Origin of the sequence: Halovalidus salilacus (genome assembly GCF_031852275.1) — an archaeon.
Classification (GTDB): Archaea; Halobacteriota; Halobacteria; order Halobacteriales; family Natrialbaceae; genus Halovalidus; species Halovalidus salilacus.
On the sequence record NZ_CP134700.1, the window covers coordinates 1,003,323 to 1,022,843 of the forward strand.

Annotated in this window: 20 protein-coding genes and 1 pseudogene; 9 read left to right on the top strand and 12 right to left on the bottom strand. The window is 68.4% G+C overall.

Going from position 1 to position 19,521, the window contains the following annotated elements:
- Nucleotides 1-93 precede the first annotated feature (93 nt).
- On the top strand, nt 94-1,593 hold the full coding sequence (gene guaB / locus RJT68_RS04860) for an IMP dehydrogenase (protein ID WP_407039249.1): 1,500 nt from the start codon (nt 94-96) through the stop codon (nt 1,591-1,593).
- Nucleotides 1,594-1,958: 365 nt separating this feature from the next.
- On the top strand, nt 1,959-2,399 hold the full coding sequence (locus RJT68_RS04865; protein ID WP_407039250.1) for an ester cyclase: 441 nt from the start codon (nt 1,959-1,961) through the stop codon (nt 2,397-2,399).
- A gap of 253 nt (nt 2,400-2,652) precedes the next feature.
- Here RJT68_RS04865 and RJT68_RS04870 read toward each other — a convergent pair whose 3' ends face one another.
- The 4 genes from RJT68_RS04870 to RJT68_RS04885 all read right to left on the bottom strand — a co-directional run bounded on the left by RJT68_RS04870 (nt 2,653) and on the right by RJT68_RS04885 (nt 7,038).
- The gene (locus tag RJT68_RS04870; protein WP_407039251.1) at nt 2,653-4,326 is read right to left on the bottom strand and encodes an AMP-binding protein; all 1,674 of its coding nucleotides are present in this window, start codon (nt 4,324-4,326) and stop codon (nt 2,653-2,655) included.
- Nucleotides 4,327-4,467: 141 nt separating this feature from the next.
- Nucleotides 4,468-4,947: a hypothetical protein gene (locus tag RJT68_RS04875; protein ID WP_407039252.1), complete on the bottom strand. Its 480-nt coding sequence runs from the start codon at nt 4,945-4,947 to the stop codon at nt 4,468-4,470.
- Nucleotides 4,944-6,545, bottom strand: a complete 1,602-nt coding sequence (locus tag RJT68_RS04880; protein WP_407039253.1) for a sodium/proline symporter — start codon at nt 6,543-6,545, stop codon at nt 4,944-4,946. Before RJT68_RS04880 ends, RJT68_RS04875 begins: the two co-directional genes overlap by 4 nt.
- Nucleotides 6,538-7,038 (bottom strand): hypothetical protein, encoded by a 501-nt coding sequence (locus tag RJT68_RS04885; RefSeq protein ID WP_407039254.1) that lies wholly within the window; start codon nt 7,036-7,038, stop codon nt 6,538-6,540. Before RJT68_RS04885 ends, RJT68_RS04880 begins: the two co-directional genes overlap by 8 nt.
- Here RJT68_RS04885 and RJT68_RS04890 point away from each other — a divergent pair.
- Nucleotides 7,037-7,240: a hypothetical protein gene (locus tag RJT68_RS04890; RefSeq protein WP_407039255.1), complete on the top strand. Its 204-nt coding sequence runs from the start codon at nt 7,037-7,039 to the stop codon at nt 7,238-7,240. The two genes, RJT68_RS04885 and RJT68_RS04890, sit on opposite strands and share 2 nt — an antisense overlap.
- A 222-nt stretch (nt 7,241-7,462) precedes the next feature.
- Here RJT68_RS04890 and RJT68_RS04895 read toward each other — a convergent pair whose 3' ends face one another.
- Nucleotides 7,463-7,978, bottom strand: a complete 516-nt coding sequence (locus RJT68_RS04895; RefSeq protein ID WP_407039256.1) for a cupin domain-containing protein — start codon at nt 7,976-7,978, stop codon at nt 7,463-7,465.
- A 129-nt stretch (nt 7,979-8,107) separates the two neighbouring features.
- On the opposite strand from RJT68_RS04895, the gene RJT68_RS04900 reads away from it, so the two are divergent.
- Nucleotides 8,108-8,611, top strand: coding sequence for a hypothetical protein (locus tag RJT68_RS04900; RefSeq protein ID WP_407039257.1), 504 nt, complete (start codon nt 8,108-8,110; stop codon nt 8,609-8,611).
- A gap of 192 nt (nt 8,612-8,803) precedes the next feature.
- On the opposite strand, the gene RJT68_RS04905 is transcribed toward RJT68_RS04900, so the two are convergent.
- From RJT68_RS04905 to RJT68_RS04915, 3 genes are all read right to left on the bottom strand, one after another.
- Nucleotides 8,804-10,591 carry a YcaO-like family protein gene (locus tag RJT68_RS04905; RefSeq protein ID WP_407039258.1) on the bottom strand — a complete coding sequence of 596 codons (1,788 nt, stop codon included), beginning with the start codon at nt 10,589-10,591 and terminating at the stop codon, nt 8,804-8,806.
- 70 nt (nt 10,592-10,661) lie between these two features.
- Nucleotides 10,662-11,108, bottom strand: coding sequence for an RNA-binding protein (locus tag RJT68_RS04910; RefSeq protein ID WP_407039259.1), 447 nt, complete (start codon nt 11,106-11,108; stop codon nt 10,662-10,664).
- A 54-nt stretch (nt 11,109-11,162) separates the two neighbouring features.
- A complete protein-coding gene (locus tag RJT68_RS04915; RefSeq protein ID WP_407039260.1) occupies nt 11,163-11,378 on the bottom strand; it encodes a DUF1918 domain-containing protein in 216 nt (71 codons plus the stop codon).
- Nucleotides 11,379-11,578: 200 nt separating this feature from the next.
- Between RJT68_RS04915 and RJT68_RS04920 the strand changes: the two genes are divergently transcribed.
- Nucleotides 11,579-12,019 (top strand): hypothetical protein, encoded by a 441-nt coding sequence (locus RJT68_RS04920; protein ID WP_407039261.1) that lies wholly within the window; start codon nt 11,579-11,581, stop codon nt 12,017-12,019.
- A 62-nt stretch (nt 12,020-12,081) separates the two neighbouring features.
- Nucleotides 12,082-12,168: pseudogene (locus RJT68_RS04925) on the top strand (RNA ligase partner protein); the annotation flags it as partial.
- Nucleotides 12,169-12,186: 18 nt separating this feature from the next.
- On the opposite strand, the gene RJT68_RS04930 reads toward RJT68_RS04925, so the two are convergent.
- From RJT68_RS04930 to RJT68_RS04945, 4 genes are all read right to left on the bottom strand, one after another.
- Nucleotides 12,187-13,503 carry an MFS transporter gene (locus RJT68_RS04930; RefSeq protein WP_407039262.1) on the bottom strand — a complete coding sequence of 439 codons (1,317 nt, stop codon included), beginning with the start codon at nt 13,501-13,503 and terminating at the stop codon, nt 12,187-12,189.
- Between the two features lie 185 nt (nt 13,504-13,688).
- Nucleotides 13,689-13,955: an elongation factor 1-beta gene (locus RJT68_RS04935; protein WP_407039263.1), complete on the bottom strand. Its 267-nt coding sequence runs from the start codon at nt 13,953-13,955 to the stop codon at nt 13,689-13,691.
- 54 nt (nt 13,956-14,009) lie between these two features.
- Nucleotides 14,010-14,189: an HVO_2753 family zinc finger protein gene (locus RJT68_RS04940; RefSeq protein WP_407039264.1), complete on the bottom strand. Its 180-nt coding sequence runs from the start codon at nt 14,187-14,189 to the stop codon at nt 14,010-14,012.
- Nucleotides 14,190-14,279: 90 nt separating this feature from the next.
- A complete protein-coding gene (locus RJT68_RS04945) occupies nt 14,280-16,130 on the bottom strand; it encodes a cation:proton antiporter domain-containing protein (RefSeq protein ID WP_407040324.1) in 1,851 nt (616 codons plus the stop codon).
- A gap of 184 nt (nt 16,131-16,314) precedes the next feature.
- Between RJT68_RS04945 and nreA the strand changes: the two genes are divergently transcribed.
- The 3 genes from nreA (at nt 16,315) to arcD (ending at nt 19,493) form a co-directional block, all read left to right on the top strand.
- On the top strand, nt 16,315-17,616 hold the full coding sequence (gene nreA / locus RJT68_RS04950) for a DNA repair protein NreA (protein WP_407039265.1): 1,302 nt from the start codon (nt 16,315-16,317) through the stop codon (nt 17,614-17,616).
- Nucleotides 17,617-17,698: 82 nt separating this feature from the next.
- Complete coding sequence (locus tag RJT68_RS04955) at nt 17,699-17,956, top strand: hypothetical protein (RefSeq protein WP_407039266.1); 258 nt, start codon at nt 17,699-17,701, stop codon at nt 17,954-17,956.
- Between the two features lie 100 nt (nt 17,957-18,056).
- Nucleotides 18,057-19,493 (top strand): arginine/ornithine antiporter ArcD, encoded by a 1,437-nt coding sequence (gene arcD / locus RJT68_RS04960; RefSeq protein WP_407039267.1) that lies wholly within the window; start codon nt 18,057-18,059, stop codon nt 19,491-19,493.
- Nucleotides 19,494-19,521: the final 28 nt, after the last annotated feature.

The following is a 19,521-nucleotide window of genomic DNA, read 5'->3' on the forward strand; positions in this document are numbered from 1 at the left end:
GCCGTATCGCCCTCGGGAACGGGTCACGGGGTACCACGGCGCGTCGAAGCCTCAACACGCAACGTTTTTTGCCGACGGTTCCGGACTGTTTACATGGCGAACGACATCCCCGAGCACGAGCCCTATTCTTCGAAGCTCGACGTACCGGAAGCGCTGACGTTCGACGACGTGCTGCTCCGCCCCAAGGAGAGCCGCGTCGAGCCCGACGCCGCGGAACTCACCTCGAGAGTGTCGAAGTCGGTCGAGGTCTCCGTCCCGATCCTCTCGGCCGCGATGGACACCGTCACCGAGAGCGACATGGCGATCGCGATGGCCCGCCACGGCGGCCTGGGCGTCCTCCACCGGAACATGAACGTCGACCGGATGGTCGAGGAGATCGAGCGGGTCAAGCGCGCCGATGAACTCATCATCCCGTTCGACTCGGTCGTCACCGCCGACCCGGAGATGTCGGTCAAGGAGGTCGACGAGATGATGGCCCGCGAGGGCGTCGGCGGCGCGCCCGTCGTCAACACCAACGGGGAGGTGCTGGGGATCATCTCGAGCACGGACATCCGCCCGCACCTCGAGGTCAACGAGGACGACCCGGTCACCGAGGCGATGACCGACGAGGTCATCACCGCGCCGGAGGCCGTCGACGCGCGCGAGGCGTTCGACCTGATGTACGAGCACAAGATCGAGCGCGTGCCGGTCGTCGACGACGAGAACCTGCTCGTCGGACTGGTGACGATGCAGGGGATCCTCCAGCGCCGCGAGTACGATGACGCGGTCCGCGACGAGGAGGGTCGGCTCCGACTCGGCGTCGCGGTGAGCCCGTTCGAGACGGACCGCGCCCTGGCGGCCGACGAGGCCGGCGCGGACGTGCTGTTCATCGACACCGCCCACGCCCACAACCTGAACGTCATCGACGGCGCGCGCGAGATCAAGGAGAGCGTCGAGGCGGACGTCGTCGTCGGAAACGTCGGCACCCGCAAGGCGGCCGAAGATCTGGTCGACTTCGCCGACGGCATCAAGGTCGGCATCGGCCCCGGTTCGATCTGCACGACGCGCGTGGTCTCGGGGGCGGGGATGCCCCAGATCACGGCCGTCGCGCAGGTGGCCGACGTCGCGAGCGAGCACGACGTGCCCGTGATCGCCGACGGCGGCATCCGCTACTCCGGCGACGCGATCAAGGCCATCGCAGCCGGCGCTGACGCCATCATGCTCGGCTCGTACTTCGCGGGCACCGACGAGGCGCCCGGCCGCGTCATCACGATGAACGGCAAGCGCTACAAGCAGTACCGCGGCATGGGCTCGGTCGGCGCGATGAAGTCGGGCGACGGCGACCGCTACCTCAAGGAGGACCCCGAGGACGACGAGGAGTACGTCCCCGAGGGCGTCGAGGCCGCGACCCCGTACAAGGGCTCGCTCAAGTCCGAACTCCACCAGCTCGCCGGCGGCATGCAGTCGGGCATGGGCTACGTCGGCGCGGCCACGATCCCCGAGTTCAAAGAGCGCGCCGAGTTCGTCCGCATCTCGCCCGCGGGCCAGACCGAGAGCCACGCTCACGACGTCGTCATCACCGACGAGGCGCCGAACTACTCGCCGAACGAGTAGGTCGCTCGAGGATCCGCGTTCTCGTCGCGCAGCTGCGATCTTTCGTGCGGCGTCCGATATCGGGTCGTTCGAGCCGTACGTTCGCGTGCGAACCGACTGCTGATCGGGAAACCGATTCTGATAGCTGTTCTCACCGTCGTGCAATGTGCACGGGGCGTATATTTCGACGCATTCGGTCCTAACTCTTCTATCATCGCTGGTGGATACTGTCCGTTTCTACGGGGAAATACCGGTAGATGGGAATTCACCGATCGTAAGGTGTGTTAATAATTATCGTGGTGCGAGTCGTAGCAGCGACCAGCGCCTGCTTTGCAGCCGCGGGGGGCCGAAAGACGTCGGATAAGGCGCTACGAACGGAGGAGTCAATGGCATCAGCAACCACACTCGAGGAGAACAAACGAGCGGCACGACGGGTCTACGACGTTTGGGACGGCGACGACGAGGACGCGATCGACGACGTGTTGGCCGAGGACGTCATCCTGAACAAGCCCGATTACGTCGGCGGGCGCGTTCGCGGGCGCGAGGCGTACAAGGACAACCTCCGGAGAGTTCGGTCGGGGTTCCCGGACTTGTTCTTCGACGCCCACGACGTCATCGCAGAGGACGACGAGGTGATGGCGTACTGCACGTTTGGCGGGACCCACGAAGGAGAACTCCTGGGCATCGAACCGACCGGAACCTCGGTCGAGATCGAGGACTTCGTGCTCTATCGATTCGACGACGGGGAGGTGGTCGAAGTGACCAGCCTCCCCGACCTGTTCGGACTGTTCCTGCAACTCGGCGCGATCGAACCGCCCGGAGAGTAACCCACCTGTACCGATATTTTAGCGAACTCGTCGAGGGAGTTCTCCCGCTGACGATACCAGCCTGCGCCGTGAACCGCCTCGGGGTCAAGCCCCGAGGCACTCGGCCTGCTCCGCCTGTAGATGCCGCCGCGGCGAATTCACGCTCCGCGTCTCGCACGCGGTTTCCGACAGGTGGTGAGCAGTTTCGCTAATTCGCGTCGTATCCTCTTCCTCCACTGATCGTGGACGTCCGTTCGATCTCCGTCATGCCTTCTCAGCGTTCCTTCAACTCCGACCGCCGGATCTTCCCGGTCGTCGTCTGGGGGAGTTCGTCTCGGAACTCGATCTCGCGCGGGTACTCGTACGCGGCGAGTCGGTCCCGGACGAGGTTTCGGATCTCCTCGCGGAGTCCCTCCGCATCCTCCTCGTTGGAAAGCGCGCCGTCGGCGGGTTCGACGACCGCCTTGATGATCTCGCCTCGAGTCTCGTCCGGCACCCCCACCACCCCGACCTGGGCGACCGCCTCGTGCTCCAGGATCGCCTCCTCGACCTCGCGCGGGCCGACGCGGTAGCCGCTGGTGATGATGAGGTCGTCGTCCCGCGAGACGAACCACAGGTACCCCTCCTCGTCGCGCTCGGCGAGGTCGCCCGTGAGGTGCCAGGTATCGCCGTCGACCTCGAGGGTCACCGACACGGTCTTTTCCGGGGCGTTCCAGTACTCCTCGAAGACGACGGGGTCGTCGTCCCGGCGGACGGCGATCTCGCCGATCTCGCCCGGGTCGACGCGCTCGCCCGCCCCCGGATCGAGGACCGCCACGTCGTGGCCGGGAACCGGCTTCCCCATGCTGCCGGGTTTCGCAGGGAACCACTCTCGGCAGTTCGTCACGAGCAGGTTCGCCTCGGTCTGGCCGTAGAGTTCGTTGACGATCGTCCCCTCGAGTTCCGCGTCGGCCCACTCGAGGATCTCGGTGGTCAGGGGCTCGCCGCCGGAGCAGATGGCGCGCAGCGAGAGGTCGTACGCCTCGGTCGGCTCGTCGACCTCCATCAGCATTCGGATCGCGGTCGGCGGGAGGAAGGCGTGGGTGACGTCGAAGTCGGCCATGATCTCGAAGGCGCGCTCGGCGTCGAACGAACCCATCGGGTAGCCGACGACGGGGCGGCCGTAGTGCCAGGCGGGGAAGACGAGGTCGCCCAGCGCCCCGATCCAGGCCCAGTCGGCGGGCGTCCAGAAGACGGCGTCGTCCCGGACGTCCCGCTCGAAGTACATCTGGAACGCCGGGCAGTGACCGAGCCAGACGCCGTGAGTGTGGAGAACGCCCTTGGGTGCCCCCGTCGATCCGCTCGTGTACATGACGACCGCCGGCGTGTCGACGTCCGTCTCCGCGCGGTCGTAGTCGGTGACGCCCCAGTCGATCGCGTCGTCGAACCGCGCCGCAGCAGCCTCGCCCATTTCGTCCGTCTCGGGGTCGCCGTCGACCACGAGCACGTGCTCGAGGTCAAGGCAGTCGGGCGCGACGGCGCGGATCGTCTCGCGCTGGGACTCGTCGACGACGGCGACGCGGGCGCCGCTATCCGTGAGCCGGTACCTGAGCGCGTCGTCGCCGAACAGCACCGACAGCGGCAGCGAGATCGCGCCCAGTTTCCAGCAGGCGAGGTGGGTCAGGACGTTCGCCGGTTTCTGCGGGACGACGACCGCCACGCGGTCGCCGCGCTCGACGCCGCGGGACTCGAGGGCGGCCGCGACCGCGTTCGATCGCTCGTCGAGGTCGTCGAAGGTGTACCGCTCGCGGCGACCGTCGGGGTGCGACTGGGAGAGCGCGACCCGGTCGCAGTCCTCGTGTTTCGAGACGAGGTCGGCTGCGGCGTTGAACGCCTCGGGGACGTCCCACGCGAACGAATCTCGGGCGTCGTCGTACGAGTCGTGGTCGAGTGTGATGTGCCAGGTCATGTGTCGGTGCCCGTATCGTGGTGCACGACGGGAGGGGTATTCGAGGTCGGGGTGGGAATTCGGGGCGACACCTGCGCCCGAGAGCGGTTCGGCGTCGGCGTCGGGGACCGCGAACTGCCTCGGCGGAGCGCCCGCCGACGGTCAGCGGAACGGCAACCCCCGCGACTCGACCGACACGTCGACGTGCTCGAGTCGGGGATCATCGGCGAGGTCCGCGACGAGGTCGGCGTGGGACGCGGCGTCGCTGGTTCCGACGAGCGTCATTTCACCGCCGTATCGGTCGGCGTCGCCGCGCTCGCCGCCCGGACGCCAGCGAATGTCGAGGCGGGCGCGTCGAAACCGCGTCCCCTCGAGTAAGCGAATCTCCTCGAGGTCCGACAGCGGGACGGCGAAGTTCTCCTCGGCGAGCGAGAGGAGGTCCTCGAGCGGCCGGTCGTCGACGAGGGCGCGGTCGCGTTCGCCCATGTCCGCCCGCAGGAGCATGGAGCGGTAGGACTGACCGACGTAACACCAGACGAGGCGCTCGTCGGTGAGCACCAGTTCCCAGAACTCGATCGAGTTCGGGCGCTGACGGAGCCACCGCGTGAAGCGGGCGATCGGTTCCTCGGCGGTCGTCATCATCGTTCGAACAGCGTGTTGAGGTCGGCGGGGAAGCGCTCGCCGTCCTGGGTCGCGACGGAGACGAAGATGAACGCGACTATCACGACCAGCAGGATGATCGCCTCGGCCGGGACCTCCGGCGGGTAGGGGTAGAGCGTTCCCGAGATCAGTTCGACGAGCCAGTCGTCCCCCGTGACGGACGCGGCCTCCGGAATCACGTTGTAGACGACGTTCAACCCCATCCCGAGGATCAGCGAGGTGATCGCGCCCCACTTCGTCGCGCCCTTCCAGTTCATCCCGAGCACCACGACGGGGACGAACGCCGCGGCGAAGAAGCCCCAGCTGATCGCCCCGAGGATGCCCACTAGCGCGTCGGAGTAGAAGACCACGACCGTCGAGAGGACCGTGATCATCGCCAGCGCCGCCTGGGTGACGCGCAGTTCCGTCCGGTCGTCCGTGATCGGACGGCCTAACGCTCGCGGAATGTCCCGGGAGATGGCGGCCGCGCCGATGTTGAGGAACGAGTCGCTCGTCGACATGATCGCCGCCAGTAGCGCCGCCAGGATCAACCCGGCCAGGACCTCCGGCGTGTGCTCGAGGACGAACACCGGGCCGACTTCGCTCGCGCTGAACGTCTCCTCGATCTCGCCGGCTTCGACCATCGCGCGCATCGAGAGACCGGCCGAGAAGGCGATCATGCTCGAGATGGCGTAGGAGATGGCCGCGATCGGGGCGCCCCACTTGAGGATCGTGAGGTTCCGACTCATGTAGAACTTCGTGATCAGGTGGGGCTGACCGGCGGAGCCGACAGAGAAGAGGACCCACCAGGCGAGGCCGACGATGATGGCGGTCTCCGCGCCGCCGAGCGTACCGAACGGCGAGATCAGCGCGGGGTCGGCGCTCGCGAGATTCCGGGAGATGTTCTCCATGCCGCCGCCGAAGGACATCGCGTAGACGAAGACGAACACCGCGCCGGTGATCATCGTGAGCGCCTGGACAAAGTCCGTCCAGACGCCGGCGATCATCCCGCCGAGCATGCTGTAGAACAGCAGGATGAACGCGCCGCCGAGCAGGCCCCAGATGACGGGGATGCCGAAGATGGCGCGCATGACGAACTGGAGTGCGGCCAGGTTCACCGCGAGGTATGCGATCACGCCGAGGACGACCGCCAGGCCGCCGAGCCCGCGGACCCACTCGCTCTCGTACCGAACGAACATCGCGTCGGGCAGAGTCAGGACGTTGCGGATATCGGCGAGCACGCGGAGTCGCTTCGCGAGCACGACCCATGTGAGCAGGAACCCGATGGGTGCCGAGAAGAAGATCCACAGCGAGGTCGTCCCGTACGCGTAGACGAGTTCGGGCCCGCCGACGAAGCCGAACCCCGACTGGATCACCGAGAAGGCGGTCATCGCGAGCACCCACGTGCCGACGCTCTTGCCGGTGATCAGGAAGTCGTCGGTCGTGTTCGTCTGTCGCCAGCCCCAGACGCCGATCGCGACGACGAGTAGCAGGTACGCCGCCCCGAAGGCGATGATGACCGGCTCGTCGGCGACCGGGATCCCCTGCAGCGGCAGCGGCGCGAGCGCTGCGAGGGTCGCGAGGAGGGCGACGCTACTCATCGCTCACCTCCACGAGGTCCGGGCCCCCAGTCTCCCGATCTGCCCGGTCCGGCGCCAGCGGATACGTCCGCTCCTCCTGCTTCCGCCGCGCGTCGCGAACGATCTCCTCGACGATCTCCTCGCTGCCGATTCGATCGAAGATCAGCGAGTAGTAGATCGCGACCCCCAGCGGGAGGAACCAGATGAAGGCGAAGTAGATCAGCGTGGGTATCGGCAGCCCGAGGACGTACTCGTACTCGGTGACCGTCGGATCCCACGTCAGCCAGATCCCGGTCAGTCCGATCAGGAAGAGAACTCCCAGTCCGGCGACGATGCCCGTGTACGGTTCCAGGGAGAGTTCGCTGTCGTTCTGCTCGGTCGCCGCGGAGGCGACGACGGCGAGAATGACTCCCGCCGCCAGGTACGAGAACGGGCGGTACAGGCCGAGCGCGGCCGTGATCAAGGCGGCGAGACAGAGCGCGCCGATCGCGATCATGATCGTGTTACGCGACATGGTTGTGACGGAATTTCCGACGGTGTTCGTTTTCGAGCTCTCCGGACTCCGCACCGGCCGAGCGGTCCCCGGTCGGTTCGGAGTCGAACGGTCCGTCGTCGAACGATTCGCCGTCGAACGGCTCGTGCTGACGATAGTTGGTGACGTCGCTCATAGTGTGAGAGAATACCACGCGGTGGACGACGGAGAAAACCTTCGTTAACATGTGAAGGTAATTTCGTTGACGTAATTACGAAACTCAAATTTTCTGTCGTATACCTTCGTAGATCGTTCCCCGAGAGGCCAGCGGAGTTGCGTCGCCGACGATCGACGAACCGGCCGCTGAGAGGCACCGGTCGCCACAAAACGACGTTGACGATGCTCGAGGAGGACGCACGCTGGGCCGACATCGATCGGCCGTCGAACCGATCGAAGCGCGGCGGCGTTACGGGATCGAAAACGAGGTACCGCACTCGGTGCAGGTCAGTTCGAACCGGCCGTCGTCCGTGAGGTCGACTCCGTGTCCCACCTCGTCGTCGCACTCCCGACAGTGGACGAGCGACTCGATCTGCCCCCAGTCGTGTTTCGCCTTCGGCGCGCCGAAGGCGAACCCGACGACGCGCTCGTCGCCGTCGTTGTACCCCTGCTGGAACTCGCCCGGGGCGAATCGGATCACCTCGCCGGCCCCGACGGTGACCTCGCGCGGTTCGCCGTCGCTCACGCCGTCCCCGTCGTCGGGAATCAGGACTTCGAACGTCGCGGTTCCCGCCTGAACGTAGAACACTTCCTCCTGGTCGTGGTGGGTGTGTAACCCCCCGGAGAACGACTCGCCGGACTCGAGTTCGAAGTAGTTCATCGCGAAGTCGGAGAAGCCGAGCGCGTCCGAGATCGGCCGCCGAACGGCGTGAACGCGCATCGGATTGACCTCGACTTCGACGTCGTCGATCGCCGTTTTCTCCATGCCGTGAGTGATCACTTGACGAGCATAAAAGTGACGCGGTCGAACCGCCCCCTCGGCGGCCTGGTCCGCTACCCGGGGCGGACGTCGAGAAAAGTAACGCATAGGTGCGCTCGGCCCCGACCCACACTCGTGAACCGTCGCACGGTACTTCGCACGGGGGCGACCCTCGCGGTCGTCGGCGCCGCGGGCTGTCTCGAGGGCGTCGAGGAACACTTCACGGGGTCGGTCGCGAGCCCGATCGAACTCCGGATCGTGAGCGAGGCGGACCGGCCGTACGAGGTCCTCCTCGAGGCCTACAGCACCGAGGAGGGTAACGACAACCAGACGTACGAGGAGGCGATCAACCTCCAGCCAGGCGAGCGGGCGGTCCCCGGACGGCTCCGCGGGACCCCCCAGCGGTTTCAGGCCACCCGATTCGGCGAGGACAGGGAGGACGAAGACGACGCCCTCGTCGAGACGACGCAGATCACGGAAGACACCCGGTACGTCCACGTTACCGTTTACGACGACGACCTCGAGCTCGAGGTGAGCGAACGAAACGGCGGCGCCAACGAGACCGGCCAGAACGAAACTGAAGACGCGAACGAAGACGAGAACGGGTCCGCGGGCGACAACGAGACTGACGACGAGTAGCCGACCGCGATTTCGGTGCCGACCGACTGCGGAGCAATCCATTTCCGTCCCATCGCTTTTCGGTACCTCGCGTACGTCGAGCGGTCGCTCGAGCGAACGGGACCGTGATCGAGAACCGGACCCGGAGGAGAGGCCCACGACGCGATCCGTAACGGGCCCGGCAATTTGCGACGACTCGACGCCGCCGCCGACCTACGGGTAGGGGTGGAAGGGGCGCTCGAGGCGCGGTTCGAACCCGAGGTCGGCCGGCACCGTTCGCGCCCGCTCGCCGAAGAACGGCTCGCCGGTGAACAGCGGCTGGGCGCCGGGAACGACGACGCGGACCGCCTCGAACCCGACGGTCCCGACGTCGCGGGTGGTAAGCCGCGCGGCGTACGGCGTCAGCCCCGCGTCGGCGACCCTCGAGACGAGTTCGGTGAGCGCCTCGGCGCCCTCGGGCGCGGGGTCCGGGCCGATGCGCTCGGCGGGGACGGTCGCCTCCGCGTCGACGAAGTCGCGGGCCGCCTCCGTGAACGAGGCGTACTCGCCGATCGCGCCGGAGGCGTCGTCGGCGTCCTCGGGACCGAGTCCGCGCAGTTCCATCCAGTTCTGGACCGCCTCCGCGAGCGCCGAGCGTGCGGCCGCGGTGCCGTCGAGGCCCGCCGCGGACCCGACGGCGAAGTGAGGCCACTCCTCGTCCCCGAGGGCGTCCGCCTCGGCCGGATCGCGGTGGACTGCCACGGCGACGACGGGGACGTCGATATCCTGCGTGACGAGCAGGGGCGTCGCCGACAGCCCCTCGCTCGCCGCCCGTCGCTCGAGGGCGTGGTACGCCTCGTCGTCGACGGCGAGTCCCAGGGGCTCGAACGTCGAGTACCACGCGAGCATCGTCGCGTCGCGCTCGATCACCTCCGTCAAACCGGACAGGAGCGCGTCGACCGTCGACGAACCGAGCCCGAGGCCGGTCGTGATCGAGTAGGCGATCGGCTCGCCGGGCTGGGGGAACTGCACCGCCGCGGCCGGCAGCAACGCGGGTTCGCCCGTCTCGAGGTTCTCGCCCTCGACCCAGCGGATCTCGTCCGCGGGGTCGTACGCCGCCGCCCCCTCGGGACGGACCAGTTCGGTCGGAGGGACGACGTTCTCCGGATCGAGCCCACGGTCCTCCGCTGCTGCGAGGTCGGCCTCGCTCGCCCGGACGAACTCGTCGTCCCGGTAGACGCCCGCGCAGTAACGCTCGAGGCCCTCGCCGACCGCCTTCATCAGCGCCGCGTTCCAGTCCGTGTCGACCCCGGCGGCCTGTCGCGCCGCGCTCGCGTCGCTGTACGCGCTCGTGTCGGCCGCCGTCGCGAGGTAGTACGGCGCGGGGAACGACTCCGCCTCGGCGATGCTGACGATCGGCCCGACGCGGTCGTCGATCGCGAGTTCGGCGCGCTCGACGGCCTCCTCGAGCGACAGCGAGTCGTCGTCGCGCTCGAGCGTCCGATCGCGTCCCTCGTCGCAGTCACAGCCCGGGACCGGGAGAAAGCGCCGCCTGGCGTGGGGAACCTCGACGACGTGGCCGAGGATCGACCGGTCGTCGCCCGAGAGGACGCGAACCGCTTCGCGGCCGGCGATGGCACCGGCGAGCCTGACCGCGCTCCGGTCGGCCCGCGGGCGGTCGGCCAGGGCGTCCTTCTCGGTCGTCGAGGCGACGCGCGCGCGTAAACAGTCGTAACAGCCCGTGTCGGAAGCGGACGCGTAGCCCGACACCGCCGCGTCGACATCCGCCAGCGGGAACCCGCCGATGCCGCCCACTTCGACGCCGATCCAGGGGGTCGAGCCCGCTCGAGCGGCCGCGTTCGCGCGGGCGAACGTCTCCGAACCGGCGACGTCGCTCACGACCGCGAAGCGCGCGTCTGCGAGGTCCTCGGGATTCGCCGCCCGCACCTCGAGGTCGACGTCCGCGAGCGCCGCGACGACCGCCTCGCGAACGGGGTCGTCGGCGACGACGTGTACGCTCATACTCGAGCGTCTCGAGCGCGGGGCAAAAAGTCGCCGTTCTCGGCCCGCGGTCGACCGCCGCCGACCCGGCTCAGTTCCCGACGTCCTCGTCGTGGATCCGCTGGAGGACCTCCCGGGCGTTCTCGACCGCTCGCTCCTTCTTCGCGGGGTAGGCCTCCACCTTCGCCCGGAACGTGATCCCGTCGCCGAGGGCCACCTCGCCGTTGAACGCCGCCTGCTTGTCGAGGCGGAGGAACAGCTCGCAGTTCTCGGTCACGCGCTGGTCGAGTTCCCGGAGCAGGCGGTCGAACTCCTCGAGTTCGGAGAGTCGCGAGAGGACGTGACGGATCTCGTCGGCGCGCTCGACCCGCGCGGAGAGGACGAGGATGCGGTCGCCGTAGTGGCCCTCGCTCTCGGCGCGCTCGAGGTCGACCTCCTCGGGGAGGTACGTCCGGAGCGCCTCCTCGACGCGCTTGTCGTCCTCGGTGGCGTAGCAGAACGTTCGCAGATCGACGTAGTGGAGCGGAATCTGTGGCATCGGCGTGGGCTGAGTTCGGGTCGCGCTTCGACCGGCGAGAATCGGGCGTCGACGTTACTCCTCGTCGTCTTCGGCGTCGGCCTCGTCGGCTTCGTCGGCCGGTTCGAGGGAGTCCTCCGGGACGCCCGTCTCCTGGCCGTCCTCGAAGCTGATCGTGTAGGTGACGTCGCCGAACATCGACTCCATCGTCTGGGTGACGGTCCCGACCTCGCCGTCGAACTCGCTGTGCTTGTCGTGCAGGACGACGCGATCGTCTTCCTCGAAGCTCATAGTCGCAGTTCCCCGCCGCCGGGTAAAAAGGGACTGATTCGACAGCGGGCCCGACCGTCCCGCGACTCGAGGGGGCCAGCGCTCCGGTCCGGAGGGCTCGAGCGGCCCGGTCCGAAGGGGCGAGCGCCCCCGTCCGTAGTGGCGAGCGTTCCGGTCCCGGAAGCGGAATTCTCATCGGCCTCGAGTACCAACCACCGCTAATGCGTCTCGAACTTCGCGTCTGTCAGCACTGTCTCGACGGCGACCACGGGAACGAACAGCGGACGGCCCTCCTCAACGACATGGTGAACTGCGCGGAACAGATCAAGAAGCACAAGGACGTCCTCGACCTCGAGGAGGTCCACATCCGAAAGGTCCGGGACGACGAACCGGGCAAGCCCGCCGCGCTCCCGGTCGTCGCGGCGACGATCCAGGACAACCAGGTGGCGCTGAACGACCTGCAACTGGTCGCCGAGGGGAAGGACGGAACGATGCTGCTCTACGCGAATCCCGACGACGTGCTGACGGTCCTCGCGGGCAACCTCGACGAGATCAGCAAGGTCGTCTCCGAGGACGTCACCGTCGAACTCTCCGATATCGGCGCGAAGATCGTCGCGGAGGCGGGGCTCGGCCCCGAACCCGGGCGAACTCCGGACCAGTAACCCGAAGCGCCGCGAGCCACTTATTTCCGGGTTCGGTCCGCACTCCCGCCCGAACGACCACGCCCGGAGACGCGTTCAAGCAGCGGTTCCTCCTCGACACCTCCCTGTTCATCACCGAGGAGTTCCGCGAGGAGGGTGAATCGCTCGAGCGAGTCCGTGGACGTCGCTCACTCGAGGCTCGAGCGATCGCGTTCGACCGGCGAGGAAACGCCGGCGCGGTCGCGCACGAGCAACCAGCAGGAACTGCAGAACGCAATGGCGACCACGCCAGCGAGGATCGCGAACGCGACGCGGTAGCCGAACTCGGTGTAGGTGACGGTGCCGTCGACGGTCTCGCCCGTCCGGTAGGCGTCGAGGGCCACACCCATGAGCGTCGGGAGGATTGTCGCGCCCACGAACCCCGCCATGTTCACCGTGGCCGTCGCCACGCCGCTCGCGGCCGGCGGGTAGCGCTCCTTGACGACCGAGAGCGTCAGCATCGCCGAGCCGAAGAGGAACCCGCAGGCCAGGTACGCGAGGGCGACGGCCGGGAGTGGCGGTCGGCCGAAGACGGGGACGACGGCGAGCGCGAGCGCGTACAGGCCGATGCCCGCCGCCATCGGGAGGGTGCGTTGACCGATTCGATCGGAGACCCAGCCGATCAGCGGTGGGCCGAACAGGAGGCCGACCGAGCCGAGGAGGGTGAAGTACGACGCGGTCGTCACGTCGAGGTCGTAGACGACGACCAGGTACGGGACGCCCCACAGCCCGATCAGGGTCAGGTTCGCGCCGTTACCCGCGAAGAAGACGATCGACAGTAGCCACTGGTCGAGGTCCGTCGCGAGCGCTCGCAGGTACCGTCCCGTCTCGGCGAGCGAGACCGACGGCTGTTCCGGCACGCCCTCGATCGGCTCGAGGCCCGCCGCGGCGGGCGACTGGCGCGCGAGCGCGAAGACGGCGGCGCCGGCGACGAAGCCGACGACGGCCAGGCCGAGGACCGTCTCGCGCCAGCCGTACAGGTCGACGGTGACCGCGAGGGGCGTCGTCGCGAGGATCGCGCCGATCCCGGCGACGCTCCCCGTCAAGCCGGTCATCGTCGCGAACTCGTCCGCCCGGTACCAGTTCGCACAGAAGCGCAGGATCGAGACGAAGACGACGCTGCTCCCCAGCCCGATCAACCCCCTCGAGACCAACGCCGCGGTGTAGCTCCCGCTCGTGGTGAACCCGACGGCGCCGAGGCTGAGGACGATCGCGCCGATCGACCCGACGGAGCGGGGCCCCAGCCGGTCGGCGAGGACGCCCGTCGGGAGCTGAAAGGCGGCGTAGATGAGGAAGAACGAGGCGTGGAGGGTGCCCAGCTGGGCCGCCGTCGTCCCGAAGTCGTCCGTCAGGCGCCCCGAGAGGACCGCCGTCGAGAGGCGGTGGACGTTGACGAGCAGGAAGACGGTCACCAGCGCGCCCCACGCGAGCCACCGGCGTTTCGTGGGATCCGACAGGACGTTCACGGCGTGACCGTTTTTCGCCGGCCACGGTAAACGTTGGGAGACCGGTGAACCGGACCGAGAACGTGGGGACGCGAACGAGCGACAGCCGCGGCTCCAAGCGTATTGACGGTCGAAAACGCGTTCGGAGACGGTTCGATTCCGTTATCGAGTTCGATCCGCGATCGGATCCCGGCTGGCGTCCGGACTCAGATGCGACCGACGTTCTCGACGGCGACGCTCTCGACGCCGTCGACGCCGGTGAAGTTCTCCTCGACGGTCTCCGTGCCGCCCGCGCCGTCGGGGACGATCACGGTCGGGTAGAGGGCGACGAGGCCGAAGGCGACCTCCTCTCGTTCGACGCCGTTGATCTTCGCCCCCTCGGGGAGGGAGCTCTCGAGGCGCTCCTGGAGCGCGTCGAGGTCGATCTCGGGGCTGTTCGGCATGACCTTGATTTTGGCTGCTACTTTTCCCATGGTGGTGTTACTGGTAGTGGTTGGGTAGTCGGGTGGCGAACGCGAGCGACGGCGTCAGGGGCCGGTGAACCCGCACTCGGGGCACTCGTAGAGGTTGCTCTGCTTTCGACACTTCGCACAGCGGTAGATCTGCTGGCCGCACTCGGGACACTTGAACGCGGCCGCGTTCGTACCGGCGATGTTGAGCCCGCAAGAGACGCAGGATCGCGTCTCTCGCTCGTCCGTCGTACTCATACCCGTTCCTTCCGGCCCGCCGGTTTTAACGGTTGTCTTTCGGACGCCGGTCCGACCGCTCGCGCCGGACCGACCGTCGCCATCGACGGGTCAATCGTGCGGGTGGAACCGTCGCACGGCCTCCCGGACAGCCTCCTCGCGCCCGATGAACGTCACCGTGTCGCCCTCCTCGAGGAGCGTGTCGGCGCCCGGCACGTACGTCTCGCCGTCGCGGGCGAGCACGGCGACGATGCAGCCGTCGGGGATCTCGGCGTCCAGTTCGGCGATGGTCGAGCCGACGACGTCCGGGGCCGTGATCCGAACCTCCTGGGCGTCGTGGCCCTCGCCGAGTTCGGTCATCCACTGGGTGAGCGCCGGCCGCTCGATCTCGTTGTCGATCGACCACGCCGTCGCGCTCGAGACGTCGATCGCGCGCACCTCGAGGGCCTCGAACGCGTCGACGTTCTCGGGGGTGTTCACCCGGGCGACGACGGTCTCGACGCCGAACGTCGTCCGGGCGAGCTGGGAGACGAGCAGGTTCGTGTCGTCGTCCGCGGTGGTGGCGACGACGATCTTCCCCTCCTCGATTCCCGCCGCGCGGAGCGCGTCGGGGTTGGTCCCGTCGGCCTCCCGGGCGGTGAACCCCTCCTGGCGCAGGTCCGCGACGACCGACGGGTCCCGGTCGACGAGGACGACGTTTTCGCCGCGGTTCTCCAGTCTGGTGGCGAGCGCCCGGCCGACCCGGCCCCCGCCGACGATGATCGTGCGCATGGGAATCACCTGTAGGTACGACGCGATCTGGCGGGCCAGCCCCGCCTGCAGGACGACCGTGATGAAGATGACGAGGAAGACCGTACCGGCGAGCGTCTGAGCGGCCTCGAACTGCCCCGCGGCCTCGAGTTCGATGGCGAACAGCGTGGCGACCGACGCGGGGATGATCCCGCGCGGGCCGACCAGCGAGAGGAAGAGGCGCTCCTCGCGGCTGAACCGCCTGTCGGTCGCCGAGAGGAGGACCAGGATCGGCCGCACGAAGAGCGTGACCGCGACGACGACCGCGAGGCCGCCGGTGCCGAGGCCGATCAGCGAGTCGAAGTCGATCAGCGCGGCGAGCGAGATGAAGACGAACGAGAGGACGACCAGCGTCAGGTCGCGGTTGAACGCGAGGATCTCCTCGCGGTGGGGGAGGTCGACGTTCCCGAGGACGATGCCGGCGGTGGCCGCCGCCGCGACGCCGGTTTCGGGAAACACCGACTCGGCCAGCCCGAACGAGACCAGGGCCCCGGTGAGGGTGATGAGGCGGGCCATCTGGGGGGCGTCGCCGCCGGCGGCGGGGAGGTCGGTCCGCGCGAGGAGGTACCAGACGACGCCCGCGACGACGACCCCGATGCCGATCCCCGCCGTGAGCCGCTGGACGAAGGCCGACGGGATCTCCGCCGGCGTCCCCTCGACGATCGCGGCCTCGAAGATGACGATCGCCAGGATGGCCGCGGTCACGTCGTTGAAGATCCCCTCGGCCTCGAGCGCGCTCTCGACGTGGCCGCGAACCGTGATGACGTCGAGCACCGGCGTGACGACGGTCGGCCCGGTCGCGATCAGCAGCGAGCCGATCAGGAAGGCGACGCCCCACCCCGTGTCGAGGAAGAATCGGACCGCGAGGGCCGTCCCGACGAGTGCGAGCGCGGCGCCGATCGTCGTCAGCCGGATGATCGCCCGCGGCGCCTCCTCGAGTTTCTCCCGGCGGAGGTGGAACGCGCCGTCGAAGATGATGATCGCGACGCTCACGCCGACGATCGTCGAGAGCCCCTCGCCGAAGCTCTCGAGGGTGATGAACCCGAGGACGGCGGGGCCCATGGCGACGCCGATCGCGATCAGGAAGAGGACGCTCGGGACTCGGAGGCGCTTCGCCAGCAGCTGCGCGCCGACGCCGAGGGCGAGGATCGCGGTGACGAGCGGGAGGTCCACTGTTCCCAATCGTGGTATTCAGTGGCGCGACAAATAACGCTCCCGGCGACCGCGGGCGGTCCGCGCTCGGCGGCTCCCTCCCGGGGAGCGGCCGGGACGAATCGAGATCCGCGAGACCGCCGATCCGGCACGCGACGCCGCGGAACTCAACATTCAAAGCCGCCGCGCCCCTACTCTGGACCGAATGCGCCTCGACGACTACATCGAGGACCTCGAGCCCGACGAGGAGGCCGAGCGGCGGCGCCTCGCGAAGGAGAAGTCCTACGCGATCACCGACCACCTCGAGGACTTCGAGCGCAACTTCGAGCGGTCGCTCAGCGGTGACACCCTCGTCGGCTCGACCGCGCCCTCGATCTTCGTCGGGCGCTCGAACTACCCGGACATCCCGGTCGGCGTGCTCTCGCCCGTCGGCGACGAGGACGCCGCCGAGGAGTACGTCACCGACGGGAGGTGGTACCAGCAGGGCTACGGCATCACGGACGTCCTCCAGCGTCGGACCGGCCTGTTGAACTCGAACAAGCGCGCGAACGTCGACGCGCCGGGGATCGCCAGCCGGCTCGCACCGTCCGTCCACGACGTCTGGGACGGCTTCGTCGGCGTCCAGCGCGAGGTCGCCATCTCGGATCGACCCGTCGACCTCGAGATCGGCCTCGAGGGGAAACCCGACCTCGGGCTGGACACGGGAACCGACGTGGCCACGCCACGGGGGCCGCGCGCGAGGGCGAGAGAGGCTGACCTACGGGAGAACCCCCACGTCCCCCGGCCGGTGCAGAAGACCCTCGAGGACGACGACTGGCAGGCCCAGGGGGCGATGACCTACCTCTACAGGCGAGGGTTCGACGTCTACGAGATCAACTCGATCCTCTCGGCGGGCGCGCTGGGCGAGGCCGCGAACCGCCGACTCGTCCCGACGCGCTGGTCGATCACCGCCGTCGACGACACCGTCGGGCAGTACCTGCGCGGACGGATCAAAAACGCACCCAGCGTCGACGAGGTACAGGTCTGGATGAACGAGTACGTCGGCAACCGGTACTGGGTGATCCTCGCGCCCGGCAGTTGGGAGTTCGAACTCGTGGAGATGAAGGCGCCGGGCAGCATCTGGAACCCCGACCCGGAAGGGAATATCTGGCTCGCCAGCGCCTCGGAGGGGTACGAGGGGCGCTCGAGCTACGTCGAGGAGACGGCGGGCGCCTACTACGCCGCCCGGTTGGGCGTCTTAGAGCACCTCGAATCGATCGGACGGCAGGCGAAGTGTCTCGTCCTCCGGGAGGTCTCGGACGACTACTGGGCGCCCGTCGGCGTCTGGCAGGTCCGCGAGAGCGTCCGCAACGCCTTCGAGGGCGAACACGGCGAAGCCGAGACGTTCCACGAGGCGGTCGCAGCCGTCTCGAGCGAACTGCCGGTCTCGATCGAGCGGCTCAAGCGCAAGTCCGAACTCGCCGCGGGCGTACAATCGAGCCTGGATTCGTTCGTGCGTCGGGTGTAGCCGCCCCTCGAGGCCGACGACCGCCGACTCACCCCGGTCGCGGTGCACAACCCCTTTCACCGAACGGCGGCTCTACGGAGGTATGGCACCACGCTCGACCGAATTCGGTTCGGCGCTCGAGGCCCTCCCCGCGGCCCTGCCGCCCGACCTGGCCACCCTCGCCGCCGCGCTCTTCCTCCTGCTCGGGATCCCCGCGATCCTGTTCGGGCTCATCGCGCTCTACACCGGCTACGTCCGGTACGACGCCGACCGGTACCTCGCGGAACTCGAGGCCGAGGCCGAAACCGAGGCGGGGACGGAGGCGCCCGCAGACGAGGAGGATGCTGGACCGCGCGAGTAGGACCGTCTCGTGACCGAACGACCTGTCGTCCGGTACCACACCACATACACGAAGGTAATACAACGTTCTATTTTTATTCCTCGAGTGCATACGGCGGCCGATGACGTTCGAGTTCACGCCGACGACGGTGGACGACATCGATCCAGAGCGCCGGCCGACGGTCGGCCTCGCGCTGGTTCCGGTGCTCGCGGTCGTCGGGTTCCTCGGCGTCGGATCGGCCCTGCTCGGGCTGGATCCGCACGTCCCCCTGCTGTGGAGCATCGTCTTCGTCGGAGCGTTCGGCCGGTACCTCGGCTACCGCTGGAGCGAACTCTCCGACGGGATCACGAACGGCCTCCTCATGGGAATCCAGGCGCTGTTGATCCTCTTTACCATCTACGCCCTCATCGCCACCTGGGTCGACGCCGGGACGATTCCCGCGATGATGTACTACGGCCTCGAGTTGCTGACCCCGCGGGTGTTCCTCCCCGCGACGGCGGTCCTCGCGGCCGCCGTCGCCTTCGCCATCGGCTCCTCGTGGACGACCGTCGGGACGCTCGGGGTCGCGTTCGTCGGCATCGGCTCCGGCCTCGGCGTTTCCGCACCCATGACCGTCGGCGCGGTCCTCTCCGGGGCGTACGCGGGCGACAAGCAGTCGCCGCTGTCGGACACCACCAACCTCGCCGCCGGCGTGACGAACACGCCGCTGTACGACCACATCCGACGCATGCGGACGGGAACGGCAGTCGCGTTCGGCACCGCCGTCCTGGGCTTCGCCGTCCTCGGCCTTCGTGCCGGCGGCGACATCCCCGCGAGTCGCGTGGCCGAGATCCAGACCGCCCTCGCGGGCGCGTACGACCTCTCACCCCTCGTGTTCGTCCCGCTCCTCGTCACGTTCGGCCTCGCCCTCCGGGGGTACCCCGCGCTCCCCACGCTCGTGACCGGCGTCTTCGCCGGCGTCGCCACCTCGATGCTCGTTCAGGGAACCGGATTCGTCGCCGCCTGGACGGTCTTCATGGAGGGGACCGACCCGGGAACCGGCTCCGACCTCGTGGACGAACTCCTGACGACCGGGGGGCTCACTGGCTCCGCCTGGACGATCACCGTCGTCGTCGCGGCGCTCGCCCTCGGCGGCCTCCTCGAGCGGACGGGCGTCCTCGCGGTGCTCGCGGATCGGCTCGCGACCGGCGTGCGCACGTCGGGGAGTTTGATCGCCGGCACCGGCGCGTCGGCGATCCTCGTCAACGCGCTGACCGCCCAGCAGTACATGAGCATCGTGCTCCCGGGGCTCACCCTCCGGAACCTCTACGCCGAGTTCGGACTGGACAGCGAGGAGTTGTCGAGGGCCGTCGAGGCCGCCGGAACGCCGACCGGCGCGCTCTTCCCCTGGCACGCCGGCGGCGTCTTCATGGCGTCGGCCACCGGCGTTGCGACCCTCGAGTACGCCCCGTTCTACCTGTTCGGGCTACTGTCGCCGCTGGTGCTGTTCGCGATGGCGCTGACCGGACGCGGCGTGCCGACGACGTCGCGGACGGAGCGCACCCAGTCGGCGGACTGATCGGCTATCCGACCCGTCGACGCGACCC